General features: G+C 61.9%; 14 protein-coding genes and 2 tRNA genes. 8 read left to right on the forward strand and 8 right to left on the reverse strand.

What is annotated here, in order from left to right:
• Nucleotides 1-14: 14 nt before the first annotated feature.
• Nucleotides 15-380 carry a nuclear transport factor 2 family protein gene (locus ABX74_RS00190; protein WP_041816043.1) on the reverse strand — a complete coding sequence of 122 codons (366 nt, stop codon included), beginning with the start codon at nucleotides 378-380 and terminating at the stop codon, nucleotides 15-17.
• Nucleotides 381-517: 137 nt separating this feature from the next.
• Here ABX74_RS00190 and ABX74_RS00195 point away from each other — a divergent pair, with 137 nt between their 5' ends.
• On the forward strand, nucleotides 518-1,324 hold the full coding sequence (locus ABX74_RS00195) for a helix-turn-helix domain-containing protein (RefSeq protein WP_047887963.1): 807 nt from the start codon (nucleotides 518-520) through the stop codon (nucleotides 1,322-1,324).
• Here the strand turns inward: ABX74_RS00195 and ABX74_RS00200 are convergent.
• On the reverse strand, nucleotides 1,299-2,036 hold the full coding sequence (locus ABX74_RS00200; protein WP_003944487.1) for a polyprenol monophosphomannose synthase: 738 nt from the start codon (nucleotides 2,034-2,036) through the stop codon (nucleotides 1,299-1,301). The genes ABX74_RS00195 and ABX74_RS00200 overlap by 26 nt on opposite strands.
• Before the next feature lie 99 nt (nucleotides 2,037-2,135).
• On the reverse strand, nucleotides 2,136-4,202 hold the full coding sequence (locus ABX74_RS00205; RefSeq protein ID WP_046378746.1) for a TPM domain-containing protein: 2,067 nt from the start codon (nucleotides 4,200-4,202) through the stop codon (nucleotides 2,136-2,138).
• Between the two features lie 180 nt (nucleotides 4,203-4,382).
• On the opposite strand from ABX74_RS00205, the gene ABX74_RS00210 reads away from it, so the two are divergent.
• Together ABX74_RS00210 and ABX74_RS00215 are read left to right on the forward strand one after the other, a co-directional pair.
• Nucleotides 4,383-4,961 carry a YdcF family protein gene (locus ABX74_RS00210; protein WP_128638009.1) on the forward strand — a complete coding sequence of 193 codons (579 nt, stop codon included), beginning with the start codon at nucleotides 4,383-4,385 and terminating at the stop codon, nucleotides 4,959-4,961.
• A 5-nt stretch (nucleotides 4,962-4,966) separates the two neighbouring features.
• On the forward strand, nucleotides 4,967-6,265 hold the full coding sequence (locus ABX74_RS00215; RefSeq protein ID WP_019748992.1) for a deoxyguanosinetriphosphate triphosphohydrolase: 1,299 nt from the start codon (nucleotides 4,967-4,969) through the stop codon (nucleotides 6,263-6,265).
• A 13-nt stretch (nucleotides 6,266-6,278) separates the two neighbouring features.
• Here ABX74_RS00215 and ABX74_RS00220 read toward each other — a convergent pair whose 3' ends face one another.
• A complete protein-coding gene (locus tag ABX74_RS00220) occupies nucleotides 6,279-7,829 on the reverse strand; it encodes a serine/threonine-protein kinase (protein WP_047887964.1) in 1,551 nt (516 codons plus the stop codon).
• Nucleotides 7,830-7,901: 72 nt separating this feature from the next.
• Here ABX74_RS00220 and dnaG point away from each other — a divergent pair, with 72 nt between their 5' ends.
• The gene (dnaG, locus tag ABX74_RS00225) at nucleotides 7,902-9,821 is read left to right on the forward strand and encodes a DNA primase (RefSeq protein ID WP_003941578.1); all 1,920 of its coding nucleotides are present in this window, start codon (nucleotides 7,902-7,904) and stop codon (nucleotides 9,819-9,821) included.
• Nucleotide 9,822: 1 nt separating this feature from the next.
• On the opposite strand, the gene ABX74_RS00230 is transcribed toward dnaG, so the two are convergent.
• Complete coding sequence (locus ABX74_RS00230) at nucleotides 9,823-10,074, reverse strand: hypothetical protein (RefSeq protein WP_003941570.1); 252 nt, start codon at nucleotides 10,072-10,074, stop codon at nucleotides 9,823-9,825.
• A 136-nt stretch (nucleotides 10,075-10,210) separates the two neighbouring features.
• Here ABX74_RS00230 and ABX74_RS00235 point away from each other — a divergent pair.
• Nucleotides 10,211-10,283 (forward strand) — tRNA-Asn (locus ABX74_RS00235).
• A gap of 56 nt (nucleotides 10,284-10,339) precedes the next feature.
• Here ABX74_RS00235 and ABX74_RS00240 read toward each other — a convergent pair.
• A complete protein-coding gene (locus ABX74_RS00240; RefSeq protein WP_223257790.1) occupies nucleotides 10,340-10,963 on the reverse strand; it encodes an HAD family hydrolase in 624 nt (207 codons plus the stop codon).
• Nucleotides 10,964-11,094: 131 nt separating this feature from the next.
• Complete coding sequence (locus ABX74_RS30530) at nucleotides 11,095-11,292, reverse strand: hypothetical protein (protein WP_003941659.1); 198 nt, start codon at nucleotides 11,290-11,292, stop codon at nucleotides 11,095-11,097.
• A 177-nt stretch (nucleotides 11,293-11,469) separates the two neighbouring features.
• On the opposite strand from ABX74_RS30530, the gene ABX74_RS00250 reads away from it, so the two are divergent.
• The 3 genes from ABX74_RS00250 to ABX74_RS00270 all read left to right on the forward strand — a co-directional run bounded on the left by ABX74_RS00250 (nucleotide 11,470) and on the right by ABX74_RS00270 (nucleotide 14,503).
• Nucleotides 11,470-11,543: transfer RNA gene (locus tag ABX74_RS00250), tRNA-Ile, on the forward strand.
• Nucleotides 11,544-12,873: 1,330 nt separating this feature from the next.
• Nucleotides 12,874-13,221 carry a hypothetical protein gene (locus tag ABX74_RS00255; protein ID WP_047887965.1) on the forward strand — a complete coding sequence of 116 codons (348 nt, stop codon included), beginning with the start codon at nucleotides 12,874-12,876 and terminating at the stop codon, nucleotides 13,219-13,221.
• A 763-nt stretch (nucleotides 13,222-13,984) separates the two neighbouring features.
• Nucleotides 13,985-14,503, forward strand: a complete 519-nt coding sequence (locus ABX74_RS00270) for a DinB family protein (RefSeq protein WP_047887967.1) — start codon at nucleotides 13,985-13,987, stop codon at nucleotides 14,501-14,503.
• Here the strand turns inward: ABX74_RS00270 and ABX74_RS00275 are convergent, their stop codons facing one another.
• Nucleotides 14,504-15,976, reverse strand: a complete 1,473-nt coding sequence (locus tag ABX74_RS00275) for a mannitol dehydrogenase family protein (RefSeq protein WP_047887968.1) — start codon at nucleotides 15,974-15,976, stop codon at nucleotides 14,504-14,506.
• Nucleotides 15,977-15,983 lie beyond the last annotated feature (7 nt).

Genomic DNA, 15,983 nt, shown 5'->3' on the forward strand with positions numbered 1-15,983 from the left:
GTGGTAGACGCACTTCAGGCCGTAGGTACCTTGTCGAGAAACCCGACGACAAGCGTCACCCGGCCGTCGTCGTCGCGTTCGAGTACGTCGAACCCGTCGATCAGTGACTCGGCCCCCGCCGGGCCGAGAGCCCAACCGAATCGAGCCTGTCGGTGGTGCGCGTCCACGGGTCCGATGAGGGTGAAGTGCATGCCCGGAAACTGTTGCTGCACAGCGTTGATCATCGCGTCGATCTGATCGTGTCCGGTGACGTCCGCGAGCGGATCGGTGTAGCGGCCGCCGGGTGCGAACAATTGCTCGATCCGTGCTCTACGGGCGGTGGTATCTGTTTCGTTCCACATGTCGATATAGGCGTCGGCGATTGCGTCGAAGTCGCTCATGGTCGCTCCCTTGATCAGTTCCGGTGGTGAACATCCGGCGGTCTCGCCGGCTGAGACCACTGTTCCTCCGAAACTGCTTCGGGTCGATTACCTCCGAGGTCATGGTCTCGGCTACCTCGGGTCGCTAACTTGAAAGAATGACCTTCGAGACGATGGACGTTGGCACCGAACTCAAGCGGTGGCGGGAGCGGCGAAGGCTCACTCAGTTGGGCCTCTCGGCAGCGGCAGGAGTGTCGACCAGGCACCTGAGCTTCATCGAAACCGGCCGCTCCAAACCCAGCCGGGACATGATCCTTCACCTGTCCGAATGCCTGGATGTTCCTCTACGGCAACAGAATACGCTTCTGCTGGCAAGTGGCCACTCGCCGGAGTACTCGCAAAAATCGTTGGCGGAAGCGCCGATGTCAGCGGTGAGCGAGGCCATCGATCGCATCATCGACGCGCATGACCCTTATCCGGCCGTGGTGGTCGATCAGCAATGGGAGATGATCGCCGGGAACCAGGCCGTGAGAATCCTGACCGAGGGGGCCGCTGAATTCCTCCTGGAACCACCGGTGAACGTATTGCGTTTGAGTTTGCATCCCGAGGGCATGGCGCCGCGGATCGTGAACCTCGCGCAGTGGCGGACCCACCTGCTCGCCAGGTTGGCGCGGGAAGTGGAGGTCTGTGCGGATGCGCAGTTGGCGTCGTTGCTCGACGAGTTGCGCACCTATCCGAGCGGCGGAGACTGGCACGACGACCGCGCGAATTCCCTGCTGGTTCCGTTGCGCGTACGCGCGGGCGATACCGAATTGGCGATGTTCAGCACCACCACCGTGTTCGGTACGCCGCGCGACGTCACGCTCGCAGAGATCGCGATTGAGTCGTTCTACCCGTCGGACACGCAGACCGCCGATTATTTTCGATCAGCCGCGCAGGTCAGAGAGACTTCTTGCCGAACTTGAGCTTCCACGGCACCAGAGCGGACTCCAACTGAACCGAGAGGCTCATCTTGGAGACACCTTCGGTGCGTTCCTCGAAGCGGATTGGCGTTTCGGCGATCTTCATGCCGCGCTGAACAACTCGGTAGTTCATCTCGACCTGGAACGCGTAGCCGTTGCTCTGCACCGATTCGACGTCGATGTCGCGCAAGGTCTTTGCATGCCACGCCTTGAAGCCTGCAGTTGCATCCTTGACGTGCAGTCGCAGAATAGCGTTGACGTAGAAGTTCGCCCAGGCGGACAAAGCCTTGCGATGCCACGGCCAGTCGCCGGCAACTGCGCCACCCTCGACGTAACGGGAGCCGAGAACGACTGCCGCATCGGTCGTGGTGAGGATCTCGATCATGGCGGGGATCGCTTCGGACGGATGGGAGAGATCCGCGTCCATCTGAATGACGATGTCGGCGTTCTCCGCCAGAGCCCGGCTCATGCCCGCGACATAAGCACGGCCGAGTCCGTCCTTGACCGTGCGGTGAAGCACTCCGACCGGGATGGGTCCATCGATACCCAACTTGTCCGCAACCTCGCCCGTGCCGTCGGGGGAGTTGTCATCGACCACGAGGACGTGCAGGTTCGGGATCTTCAACGCGGCGAGGCGATCGACGAGCTTTGGCAGGTTCTCACGCTCGTTGTATGTAGGTACAACGACGGTTATCTGCGGGGCGACGCTTTCCATAACACCTTCGTATGATCTGTGATCCCGACTTGCCGGATGAAGCGTACGACGAGTGCGGTCGTGAACAAAGTAGGGATTTTACTACCTCGACGGGATCCGTCAGAACCGGCCGCCGCCGCCTCGACTGGTTCGGCCGCCGCCGCCACCGCCGAAACCACCGCCGCCGCCACCGCGACCGGAGCGTCCGCTGCTGCTCGGTCCGCCGTACGAGCGGGGCCCGCCGCCACCTCGCAGAATGCTGTTGATCAGGATGCCGCCGAGGATCGCTCCCGTCGCATCGCCGCCGCCACCGCGGGGTCGTTGGTTTGCTTCCCAGGTGTTGACGTCGTTCTGCGCGGCGCGAAGTGAGTGCGTCGCCAAGGTTGTAGCGGCCTGGGCGTGTTGCAGTGCCTTCGACGGATCCGAAGCCTGCAATTGCTGGGCCGCCTGCAGGTGCCGCTGAGCCTCCGCGTAGCGAGTGCGCGCCTCCGCCCCGATCGCGCCGCGCCTGGTTCCGAGGAAGTCGCCTGCAGCGGTCACCTGAGCCTGTGCGGCCAGAATGTCCTGGGCGAGGCGCTGCTGTGCACGTTCGAGCTGCTGCTTCTGCTCCTGAGCGTCGGCAAGCAGTGCGTCGAGTTGGGCGTCGGCCGCGACGATCTGGTTGAAGGCTGTCAGCGGATCGCTGTCCTTCGACGTCTGAGCATTCGCCAACGCTGCCTGGGCTGCGGCCTTCGCGTCCGCCAACTTCTGCCCGCCCTGCGCCAGGTAAGCGTCCGCAGCAGTGATGCCCTGCTGGACGTCGTCCATCGCGGACGGAAGAGTCGCGATGGCGTTTCGGATGTCGTCGGCGGCGTGATCGACGCCGTCGAGTAGTTTGCGTGCCTGATCGAGAGCCGCTTCGGCAGTGCGAATCGCGGTGACGGCAGCGCCTTGCTTACCAGCCGGCAGCGCGGTGGCATCGCGGCCTTCCTCGATCGACTTCTCGGCGAGCGTCAGGCGTTCGCTGGCCATGGTGACGTTGTTCACGACAGATGCCAGCGTCGGCGCGGGGAACTGATCCTTCAATTTGGTCAGAATCGCCTCGGATTCGGGCAAGCGCACGCTGAGAGAAACAACACTCTGCGTCAACGCATCGAGACGTGCGGGGGCGTTGATGAGAAGGTCGCGAAGCCCGTCGAACTCCTCGACGCGAGCTTCGAGTTCTTGGTCGGCTCGACCGCACGAGGAAATGATGTCGATCAGCATCTGGCGGCGTTGATCGGGAGTTTCCGGGATGGCGTCGTCGAGTCGCTGCCTGATCGCGAAGGCCTCGGCGAGGGTGGCCTTGGCCTTGTCGAATGCTGCCGAGAAGGGTGCGACGGCGGAATCTCCGAACTCGCTGCGGGCCAGATCGAGCTCCTCCTGGCTGCCGGCGATCGCGTTGTCCGTCTCGACGAGGATCTCCTTCGCGCGTTCGTCGAGCGTCGGCAGCGGGAGTGCGTTGAGGCTGGCGATGTCGTCGGGGGAGATGTTCTTCGCGGCTTCGACGCTTGCCTTGTTCTTGTCGTTCTTGCGCTTACGTGAGTACAGGACCACGCCGCCCGTCCCGACCACCACAGCGCCGCCCGCGATGAGGAGTGTTCCGACTCCCATTCCGCCGCTCGTGTTGTTCGCGTCGCCGAGTGCTCCAGCTGCGGCAATTGCCGCGCCGGTCCAATCATCCTCGGCAAGAGCCGGTTCCACCGCGTCGGAATTGATCGATTCGATGTCGGAATCCGTGATGTTGCTCAGCTCAGCGGGGACGTCGAGGTAGTAAGCACGCTCCGCCGTGGCAACTGCAAGCAGGACGGACTTGGTACTCAGCGTCGACTTCGTGGCTGTCTGCTGTGCCCACGCCTGGCCACCCAGGTTGTTGAAATCGGGGACGAACGCGACCCACAGATCGATCTGGTGGTCCTCGCTGAGTTGATCGATCGCGGCTTGTATGTCGCTGCGTTGCCCGGCGTCGAGAACCCCGGAGGTGTCGGTGATGTGATTCGGCAACACCATCGGGGCGTCTGCCGAGGCGAGCGCAGGACTGAAGACGAGCGCCAGCAAAGCGAAAATCGCAGCGACGGCGGCGGCGCTTCCCCGACGGCGAACGGGTCGGGTGATTGTCCGACTCTGCTCTACCGAGGACAACTGCGAGAAGTGTGGTGCGAGGGCCATGACGCAAATCTATCCGTTGTGGCGCGTCGGCATCGGAGGTGATCGCCGCGAACTGGCAGAATTGCGGGAGTGAAACCTGCTTTCGGTAACCGCCCCCACGACCCATCACCCTCACGGGCGGGCGGCTTCGGGGCAGGATTGGCTCGCTGGACGCGCCGACTGATCGCCGGTGCCGTGTTGATGGCCGTGGTTCTGGTCGGGGGTACTGCGTTCCGGGTGTGGCAGGTGGCGCGCATCGACGACACGCGGCCGGCCGACGCGATAGTCGTTCTGGGCGCGGCTCAGTATTCCGGCACTCCGTCGTCCGTCTTCGAGGCCCGACTCGAGCAGGCGTACAAGCTGTACAAGCGCGGAGTGGCGCCGCAGATCATCACTGTCGGCGGTAAACAAGAAGGTGACGAGTACACCGAAGCGGCGTCGGGAAAGATGTATCTGACCGATCGCGGAATTCCGTCGAGTGCGATCACCGCAGTGGAGACCGGTTCGGACACACTTCTCAGTATCGACGCGGTGAGCGCCGAGATGTCCTCGCAGGGAATCAATTCCGCTGTCCTGGTCAGTGACCCGTGGCACTCCTTGCGAACGCGGACGATGGCCCGCGACACAGGACTCCAGGCGTGGACCGCACCTACTCGTCAGGGCCCGGCTGTCTTCACCCGCGAATCCCAGTTGCACGGAATCGCTCGCGAAACCGGCGCGCTGCTCTGGTATCAGCTCACGCACTTCTCGGCAGACTTCCCCTACACGGCAGGGCAATAGAGACCATGACAGCTCACACCACCTACGGAGGCGGCACCTACTCCGAACACGACCTCGAACGTCGTGTCGTCGAGGCGCCGAAGCGTGCGGGGTTGCCGGGTTCGCAGATCGCAGCGGCGCAGCATCGTTCGGACTTCTCGCGAGATCGGGCGCGTGTCCAACACTCCGCGGCTTTGCGGCGCTTGGCCGACAAGACCCAGGTTGTCGGCCCGCGCGACGGTGACACACCTCGCACGCGGTTGACGCACTCGATGGAGGTCGCACAGATCGGGCGAGGGATCGCCGACGGACTCGGTTGCGATCCGGACCTGGTGGACCTCGCCGGTCTCGCGCACGACATCGGGCACCCGCCGTACGGTCACAACGGCGAGAAGGCCCTGGACGAAGTCGCCAAGGACTGCGGAGGTTTCGAGGGCAACGCGCAGAATCTGCGGATATTGACCAGCCTCGAACCCAAGATCCTGCGCCCCGACGGTCTCAGTGCCGGCCTCAATCTCACCAGGGCATCACTCGACGCAGCCATCAAGTACCCCTGGACCCGGCCGCAGCCCGGCGCGAAGTTCGGGGCATACGACGACGACGCAGAGGTACTCGCCTGGGTTCGAGAGGGGGCGCCCGAGCGTCGGCAATGCCTGGAAGCTCAGGTCATGGACTGGGCCGACGACATCGCGTATTCCGTGCACGACGTGGAGGACGGGGTGATCGCAGGCCGTATCGACCTTCGCTCGCTTGCCGATCCGTCCGAGCAGCGCGCACTGGCAGAACTGGGGGCCTCCGAGTTTCGGGGATTGGTAGTCGACGATCTGATCGACGCCGCTCAGCGGTTGTCCGAACTCCCCGTCGTACGCGGGGTCGGAAGTTTCGACGGCACACTCGGAAGTTCCGTCGCGTTGAAGAATCTCACGAGTGAATTGGTGGGTCGCTTCGCCACCGCGGCGATCGCCAGCACCCGGCTGACACACGGTGACCGACCCCTCTCGCGGTATCAAGCCGACCTCGACATACCCGAGGCCGTCGCATCCGAGGTGGCGTTGCTCAAGACCGTGGCGCTGTACTACGTGATGTCCGACGCCGGACACAAGGCGCGTCAGGATCGACAGCGTGATCGTGTTCATCGCGTCGCGGAATGGCTGCTGGCAACTGCGCCGGCCGGGCTCGATCCGATCCTGCTGCCCGCGTGGGAACGCGCCGCGGACGACGGTGCTCGGGTCCGGGTAGTGGTGGATCAGATCGCGTCGTACACGGAGAGTCGGCTGGAACGGGTGGACAAAGCGAGCCTGGGCGCGCAGGCCAGCTGGGGCTGAGCCGCTTACGCCTTCAGCAGGTCATCCGCGTCGACGGGTCGGTGGTGGTATCGAGCCACTTGCCGTAAGCGTCGCCGCCTGCTGCGCGAACGTCCTTGCAGATCTTCGACTCGGTGTTCCCGGATTCGCGATACACCGTGTAGATCGCCGTCCCCGAATCGGAGACTTGACGCAGTGACGGGCAGGACTGGTCTGTGCGTAGGTATTTCGAGCCGGGGAACGCGTCGAGGTAGTTCTGGATCTCGCTGGCGTACGTTGCCGGATCGGTGGCATTGGCCAACACCACGATTCCGGTTCCTTTGCACGAGGGGACGGTGATCGGCTTGCTGACCCCGAGGTCGCCATTTCTCGCGCCCGGGTTCGACGCCCGGGTGGTCGTGGTCGCCTGCAGTCCGGCGGTGGGTAGCGGCTCGAGCTTGGGCGTTCTGGCCGGCTCCTGAGTGGGTGCCGGTGCCGACGTGGCGATGGAAGCTGCTGCAGTGGTGGGTGATTCGGGTCCCGAGTTCCCCAGCATTACCCAGGCCGCCGTGCCTCCTGCGGTCAGAACGAGTGCAACTCCAGCCGCACCGATCGCGATCGGGGCTCGGTTTCGCTTGGTCTTTGTCGCGATGTGCGTGTAGTTCCCGTGAGCGGGATTCGCCGTGGTGTAGATGGGCGGCCCGACGATCGTGGGGTGCAATCCGCCGGCGGCACCGGGGGTGTGGGTCGTCGAGAGGGCCTGCCGCGCTTGGAGTGCGAGCGCTCCCGTAGTCGGATAGCGGTGTGCGGGATCCTTTGCCATGCCGCGAGCCACGATGGCGTCAAAACCTTGCGGGAGCGACGGAACTGTCAGTGTGGGGCGTGGCGGCGGAGCGTTCAGGTGCGAATTGACCAGATGCTCGATGCTTGTGGTGTTGAAAGGTGTTGTTCCGGTGAGTGATTGGTAGAGGACACAAGCCAGGGAATAGACATCCGCTGCGGCCGTCGGCGTTTCGATTCCGAACCGCTCCGGCGCCATGTATGCATACGAACCGACTGCGCTTCCCTCGGTGGTGATCTTCGTGTCCGTCTGTGAGTATGCGATTCCGAAGTCGACGAGGTAGGCGAAGCCGTTGTTCGTGAGAATGATGTTGTCTGGTTTGACGTCGCGATGGATGAGTCCGCGCGCGTGCGCTGCGTCCAGCGCTGACGCTATCTGCGAGACGATGTCGACGGCTCGTACAGGCGTGAGTCGGCCGAATTCGGCCAACTCGGCGCGCAACGTATGACCTTCGACCAAACGCATGTCGATGAAGAGGACTCCGTCGATCTCGCCCCAGTCGTGTACCGGGATCACGTGCGGTTCGTTCAAGGCGGCGGTGGTGCGAGATTCTCGGCGGAAACGAGCTTGGAATGACGGGTCGGCCGCAAGTTCGCGATGGAGCAACTTGAGTGCGACCAGGCGATCCTTCGAGGTGTCGTACGCCTCGTACACTTCACCCATTCCGCCTCGGCCGAGGAGGCGACGCAACTCGTACACGCCGAATCGGGTTCCTGATCGCCCTTCGTGCGAGCTCGAGGCGTTTTCAGTCATCGTCGGTCCCATCGCTGCGGTGCAGAGTCGGCCATCAACATATCGTTGTCAGGAGGTGCCGGGGGACCGCCTAGACTGATGTACGTGGCGGGCCGAATTTCTGACAGAGACATCGCGGCCATTCGCGAACGCACTCGCATCGAGGACATCGTCGGTGAATACGTTTCACTCAAGCGTGCCGGTGGCGATTCGATCAAAGGTCTGTGTCCCTTTCACGACGAGAAGTCGCCGTCGTTCCACGTGCGACCCAACCACGGCCTCTACCACTGCTTCGGCTGCGGTGAGGGCGGGGACGTGTACTCGTTCCTGCAGAAGATGGATCACATCAGCTTTGTCGAGGCTGTCGAGCAGTTGGCGGATCGGCTCAGCTACACGATTTCGTACGAGGGTGGTGGGCCGTCCGTTCAGCGCGATCGCGGCACTCGTGCACGCTTGATCGCGGCAAACGCGGCGGCTCAGGAGTTCTACGCCGCTCGTCTGCGCGAACCCGATGCCCAGGCGGCTCGCGACTACCTCACCGAGAGAAACTTCGACGGTGCCGCAGCACTGCAGTTCGGGTGTGGATACGCGCCCGAAGGTTGGGACACTCTCACAAAACACTTGATGTCCAAGGGCTTCGAATTCAAGGAACTCGAAGCAGCCGGGCTGTCCAAAGAGGGGCGACGAGGTCCGATCGACCGGTTCCATCGCCGTCTTCTGTGGCCGATCCGCAGCGTCGCCGGTGACGTCATCGGCTTCGGTGCCCGCAAGCTTTTCGACGACGACACCATGCCGGGTAAGTACGTCAACACGCCGGAAACGATCCTCTACAAGAAGTCTCAGGTCCTGTTCGGCTTGGACCTCGCCAAGCGCGACATCGCCAAGGGGCACCAGGCGGTAGTCGTCGAGGGCTACACCGACGTCATGGCGATGCACTTGGCCGGCGTCAAGACCGCCGTCGCTTCGTGTGGAACCGCCTTCGGTGAGGAGCACCTCGCGATGCTCCGCCGACTCCTGATGGACGACAGCTACTTTCGCGGTGAGATCATCTACACCTTCGACGGTGATGCCGCAGGGCAGGCCGCTGCGATGAAGGCGTTCGAGGGTGATCAGAAGATGGCCGGGCAGACGTTCGTCGCCGTCGCGCCCGACGGAATGGACCCGTGCGATCTGCGTCTGAAGTCTGGTGACGCCGCCGTTCGCGACCTCGTGGCACGGCGCACTCCGATGTTCGAGTTCGTGGTGAAGTCCATCCTCACCGAACACGATCTGGAGACCGCTGAAGGTCGCGTCGAGGCACTGCGTCGTACCGTCCCCGTCGTTGCGCAGATCAAGGAATCAACTCTGCGCGACAGCTATGCGAATCTGTTGTGCGGATGGGTCGGTTGGGACGATCTTCCGTCGGTTCGACGACGAGTGCGTGACGAAGCTCGCAAACGGGCGTCGACGCGCGGATCTTCGCCGGCGCCCAAGCGTCGTCAGGTTGTCGAGGCACCTGCTGCCGATGCGCTCGCGCTGCCGATCGGAATTTCCAGGCCCCGGCCCAACGATCCGGCGCTCTCGACGCAGCGAGCTGTCCTCAAGGCCGCATTGCAGCACCCTGGCATCGCCGGCAGTGTCTTCGACTCGTTGCCTCCCGAGACATTCACCCACCCCGCCTACGTTGTCATCAGACAGGCAATGGCTGACGCCGGTGGAACGAGCAAGGGGCTCGGTGGCGCCGAGTGGATCGAAGTCGTCACCAAGGGCGTCGAGGACATGACGGTGGCCTCGGTTGTATCTGAGCTGGCCGTCGAACCGATGCCGTGCGACGAAGACACGGTTCCACGCTACATCAACGGAGTGCTCGCACGACTGCAGGAAGCGTGGGTGGGCGAGCAGGTTGCCGACCTCAAATCCAAGCTTCAGCGCGTTTCACCTGCTGCGGCCCCTGAGGAATACAACTCACTGTTCGGAGACCTCGTGGCGCTGGAGCAGTATCGCCGACAGCTGCGTGAGCAGGCTGTCGGCGACCAAAGCGTCTGACCTAGCGGTTTTTCTTCAACTGGTCGTGGGGGACCAGAATCGTGGTCTCCTCGTTGATCGGCTTCATCGGCTCGAGCTTGGGCTGAGTACTCAGTGAGTCGGCCAGCTTCTGCCGTGACGCGTCCAACACCTTCTTTGTGGCCGGACTAGTGGCCACCGCCTTCGCGGCCCGGCTGATCTGCTCGTATCGTGCGCGGCCCGCTTTGGTTCCCAGGACGTACCCAGCTGCAACACCGATCAACAAACGCATCATTCCTGCTTCCCTCCAGCACCGATCGTCCTGACTCCATCCTGCCTGATGACTCGCTGGGCAGGCGATTTGGTACTTCGGTGGAGGATTCGCTACAGTTTCTCAGGCAACGCCGGAACGGGCGAAGCGAGCAAGACAATCCCCTGTAGCTCAATTGGCAGAGCTTCCGACTGTTAATCGGACGGTTGCTGGTTCGAGTCCAGCCGGGGGAGCAGCAAAGCCCCTCACCTGAGAAATCGGGTGGGGGGCTTTCTTGTATTCGTCTGACCTAGTGCGCTCGCAGCAGGTCCACCGATCGAAGTGCCGATTCGACGTCTGCCGCCTTGTTTGCTTGTTCTGCGCGAATTCCCAGCCGTCGAGCGCTGAGGACGTTCACCGGGTTGTCGTCGACGAAGAAGGTCTGCTGTGGACGCGCATCGAGAAACTCCAGCGCAGCCAGGAAGGCCGCAGGGTCGGGTTTGGTAGCTCCGAGCATGCAGGAGAAAACATGCTCGTCGATTGCCACTGGAGTTACAACACTTTCGATGGCGGCCAACAGGACAGGTCCATTGTCGGAGAGTGTGGCGACCGCGACGCCCTCGCTTCGAAGCGCGATTGCGAGATCGATGACTGCGCGGTCCGGGATGAAGGCCTTGGCCCAGGCTCGGCGAAGGTCGTCGCGGTCACCGGGAAACCCGAGCCGTCGAAAGCGTTCCAGGATCGCGGTTTCGGAGTGAAGGCCGAGGTCGCATTCCTGGTCGAACCCGGACGCGAACACGAGGGCATGAATCTCTTCTTCAGTGACGCCGATGGCCGCTGCCAGTTCTGCGGCGCGAAGTTCAGGCTCGAATCGACACAGCACCCCGCCCAGGTCGAACAACACGAGTTCAGGTGGTCCGCTGTCGTTCGCCATGTCGGAGAGGATAGGCGTCATCAGCACCCGTGAACGCGACGCGTAGATATTGGCGACAGATACACCAAAGCCCGACGCAAGTGTCTGCGTCGGACTTTCGGTGGAACCGTCGAACTGTTTGACGGGTGTGGTTACTTCGCTGCGCGATCCGACGGCTCGAACAGCCGGATGATGTGGCTGGGGTTGATGTAATAGACACCATTCGGAGAATTGAGGACGAGAGTGTCTTCGGTGAAATCGGTGACGGTGCCGTTCAGCTTCGCGCCGTCGGACATGATGATCCGGATCGTGGCCTTCGAGTTCTTGAATTCGGTCAGTGCAAGCTTCATGTGGTGATCCTGTTCCGTGGGGTGTGCACTCCCACGGTATCGGCTCATCGCGCCTGTGCCGACCAACCTTGGAAGACTCGACTCGAAAGAGTGCAACGCGTCACCGCCTGCCCGATTGTGATCCGCGTCGGATGTGCCGGTAACATTCGGATTCGCCGCGATGCATCGCATCCGGATGGGGCGGTAGCTCAGTCGGTTAGAGCCGTGGACTCATAATCCATTGGTCGCGGGTTCGAGCCCCGCCCGCCCCACGTTCAGGTGCCGTGAGCCCGCGGGTCAGCCCCAATGATTTTTGTCGAAGATCATGCTGCAGACGATCGCCAAGGCGACTAGTGCGCAAAGTGCAATCACCAGGACAGTTGCCCACACGTTGTTGGGATTGAATCGCCTGGCAATGCGCCTGCGGTTGCGTCTGAGTCGAGCGTTCGTGGTCACACAAGGAATCGTCGCATCATGATCGTCGATCGCAGATGAGGTGAAAGTCTCGGATCCAGATGACCAATTTCCCGACAGTGTCGGATGTGCAACGCTTCTGGACGTGACCGAGATGGCGACCACTCGGAAGACGAAGGAAAAGTAGGTACCTATCCAGGTATTTCAGCGTATGTGCTCAACTAGCCGAAGTGTCACGCTCTAGATGTACCTACGCACGGCGATCGAAGGTGATTTCGACGATCGAACTCAGGGGTCACTGAACAATGGTCTGTACCTGCCGGCGCGAGCCCGGCCCACAGGTGACGACGATGCGTTCCAGTGACCCCCTGAGCGTCGACGCACGCTGGTTAAGCAGATAGCTGGCACGAAACCATCTTCGCCTGGTGTAGGTGCAGGCAGTCGAGCCGACCCCCCGCGGCTCGGCTGCCCCCAAACAGGCGAGGTGGGGCCCGATTGGACGCGTTAGAACTGGCGACTGAAAGTTCCGTACCGATTCGGGGAGGAATGCGACTCGGGATCGTATGCGCAGCTACGAGATCGTGGCCAACGTGAACAGTCGAAATCCGTTCCACTGCTGAGCAATGCGCGCCGCCATTCGTTGACGCGCTGACCGGCAGCCGACTGTCGAAGAACGACGCTACTCGAGGACTGGAAACGGACAGGGCCCCGCAACCGCGGGGCCCTGTCCTTGTCTGAAAGGCGCTGTCGGACTTGGGTCATCAGCGTCGAGGACTTCGCGCTCCATCACGTTTAGTTATGTGATCAGGGGTGATGGAAAATATTGGGTACGAAAGCCGTCGAGGGCTGTCTCGCCGTCGTTGTCTGCTGCAGGTCCATTTGCCGTGCTTCGTGAATCGCAGAATCCGCAGCCCGCGAGAGCTCAGTAGTTGCCCTGATCGGACGCAAAACCGGGCAATCGGAACAAAACACTTGTCGAATCGTTACAACTATTGGTAAAGTGTAACGAAGAGCTGCAAGTTAACAGCAACTTCAAGGTCGCACTACCGGAAGCCGATGGGCGCCGGGGGAGATTGGTCTGCTGTCGATGGACGCGACGCCGTTGGGCGGCACAGATAAAGGCTCTGCGAGTTGCTCCCGGTCGCACCCCTGATCAACCTGACAGACCAACGTAACGGAGAACATACTGTGACAATCAAGAACTCGATCGCGCCTGGTGTCATAGCCGATCACGGAAACAGGCTGTTCGGCAACATTATTCGATCAGCCGACGGTGAGGAACTCGTCCAGCGGCTGAATGCCATGTTCGAGCGAGCGAACAGCACAGGTCAGGTGGTGAATCAACGAGAACTCTCGACCGTGCTTTCTGCGCGGAGACCCGAGGGTTCGCCGGGCGACACGTCGATTCCGACGCCTGACAGGTTGATGCATGCAACCGAGGGACTCTCGTACGAATCCCTCTCCTTGTTGATTCGTGCGGCCGAGCATTTGCTGCGTTCGGAGGGGGTACATGTCGACTCGACGCCTTTCACCTGAGGGACGACGAGACCAGTTGAAGTCTCGGCCAGAGTCGCGTCACAGGATCTTTGACGTTGAACTGAAAGCTCTGGGGAATTTCAAGTGACCGGCCGTCGCAGACGAACGAAAATTTGTCACCAACGGAATGACGTTGATACGTCGTTGTCCGGAATTCCGTTGTGCGATAAGCGAACCGGACGCCCCGCGTTGCTCAACCGCAAGATCCCGATTCCGCTGCTTCGGAGGCTTCTTGGATGCGCTGACGCGCCTCAGCGTCGAATCGTCTCCAGTCGTCGTGCGGTCCGCTCATGTATTCGCGGACTCGATCGATCGGCGACGTGGAATCGGTCGGAGTATGTCCCAGTTCTTCGGCCGATCCGAGTATCGACCGGCAAATCTTGTCGACGGAGTCAGATGCCGATACCGGCACAGAAGTACGGATCAACATTCACCTCGGGAAGCCGCATGAAGTGAATTGACTATCGCAGTCTGCTGTTGCGGTGTGAACGCTGCCCAGGCGCTGGCGGAACCCACGAGTTCAGGGACATCGTTCCATCCAGGGCTCTGTAGCCGGGCCAACGCCGCCTCGACCGTCCCGAAAACTTCGAGGTACGCATGTGCGTCGTCGCATGTGAAGGCGAGTTCGTGTGGTTCGGCGTCGCCCCCGTCCCCGTCACACGAAGTAAGCATCAGCACGAATGGAATCGCAATACCGATCATAATTCGCTTCATCGGCCAATCGAAGCAGACTGACCCCGCCCTGGCGGACTATTCTCGATCCATGCCGATCACCCCGGATACAAAGAACTGGACCTGGGTCCTCGAACGCCCATGCGGCGAGTGCGGGTTTGATTCGTCCGCTGTTGCGTTCGCGGATGTTCCAGATCTTGTGCGTAGCAATGCCGTCTCGTGGGCCGAGGTACTGGAGCGCGAGAATGTGACGGAGCGACCGGACAGCGAAACATGGTCAGCGCTGGAGTATTCCGCCCACGTACGCGACGTGTTCAGGATCTTCAAGGTGAGGTTGGAACAGATGCTCGAATTCGACGATCCGCAATTCGAGAACTGGGATCAAGACGCAACAGCTGAGGCCGAGCGGTACAACGACCAAGATCCGGCAACGGTGGCATCGGAATTGTCCGACGCCGCGGCGGAAGTCGCGAACGCCTTCGAAACCGTGCCAGAGGGTAGCCGCCAACGACGGGGTCTCCGCAGTGACGGATCGGCGTTCACCGTCGAATCGTTGGCGGCCTACTTCATTCACGATCCGATCCATCACCTGCACGACGTCTCGGCGTAGTCAGAGCCCGCGCACCTCCTCGAGGGTTCTTCTGGCTCCGACGGAGTGCAACGAGTCGAGGGTCTTTCGGAAGCTTGCGACAAATCGGCGATCGTCCACGAGATCGCCGAACACTTGGCGGTACCCGATGAAGGCCAACGGGTCGCTCGATTGTTTCTGGGCGAGCGGCACCAGAGCGTCCGACAGCTGATCGACGACGGTGATGGGATCTCCGTTCTCGTCTGTGCCCTCGGCGTAGCGGGCCCAGCTGGCGACAATTGCGGTGGACAGGTTGATCGACCCACCGGTGTCGAGTTGGGTCCGGATGACGGGCAACAGCCACTTGGGAATTCGATCGGACGACTCGGCGCACAGACGCGCAATCGTGTCGCGGACCTGGGGGTTCGAGAATCGTTCGATGAGGGTCTTCTTGTACTGATCGAGGTCGACGCCGGGTACCGGATCAAGGGTCGGCGTCGCTTCCAGATTCATGTAGTCGAGCAGGAACCCTGACAAGAGTTCGTCCTGGCATGCCTCGTGGACCAGGCGGTATCCGGCAAGGTAGCCGAAGTACGCGATGCCTTGATGGCTGGCATTGAGAAGGCGCAGTTTCATCAGTTCGTACGGGCGAACATCCGGCACGAGATTGACGCCGGCATTCTCCAGAGGTGGCCTGCCTGAGGTGAACTCGTCCTCGAGGAACCACGCGGTGAACGGCTCAGCTGCGACCGGCCACTGATCGTCCACGCCAAACGTCTCGGCGATCTCGGTGGTCACCTCGGCTGTCGTGACGGGTGTGATCCGGTCGACCATGGAGTTGGGGAAGGCGCCGTTCTCGTCGATCCACTCCGCAAGTTCGGGATCCTTCAGGGCGGCGAACGCTCCGACTGCCGTCCTGGCGACCGATCCGTTGCCTTCGATGTTGTCGCAACTCATGATCGTGAACGGGGTGAGGCCCCGGTCGCGACGGAGTGCGAGTGCCGCACAAATCAGACCGAAGGTGGTGCGGGGGAGTGTTCCCGGCTCGAGATCGTGCATCACATCGGGATGGGACGCGTCGAACTCGCCCGTAGTGTGCGAGATGTTGTATCCGCCCTCGGTGATGGTGAGAGATACGATTTTCGTCGATTCGGATGCCATCTTTTCGATCACCGCCTCCGGATCGTCGGGCGCGAACAAGTACTCGACGATCGACCCGATGACCCGGCCCTGGAGGGTTCCGTCAGCATGCTTGAGCGCCAGCGTGTAGAGGCCGTCCTGCGCGCGGAGTGCGTCTTTCATTCGCTTGTCCGACGGCATCACTCCCACTCCGCAGATTCCCCAGTCGAAGGCTTCACCTCGTCGCAGGAGGGTATCGATGTACATGGCCTGGTGTGCACGGTGAAAGCCTCCGACACCGAAATGCACTATGCCGGTAGTGACTTTGCTCCGGTCGTAGTTCGGCACTTCGAGTTCAGCATCGAAGTCGAGCAAGGTCTTCGTATTGAGTTCCATGAAAGTT

The organism is Rhodococcus sp. ARP2, from assembly GCF_001029585.1.
GTDB lineage: Bacteria > Actinomycetota > Actinomycetes > Mycobacteriales > Mycobacteriaceae > Rhodococcus_F > Rhodococcus_F erythropolis.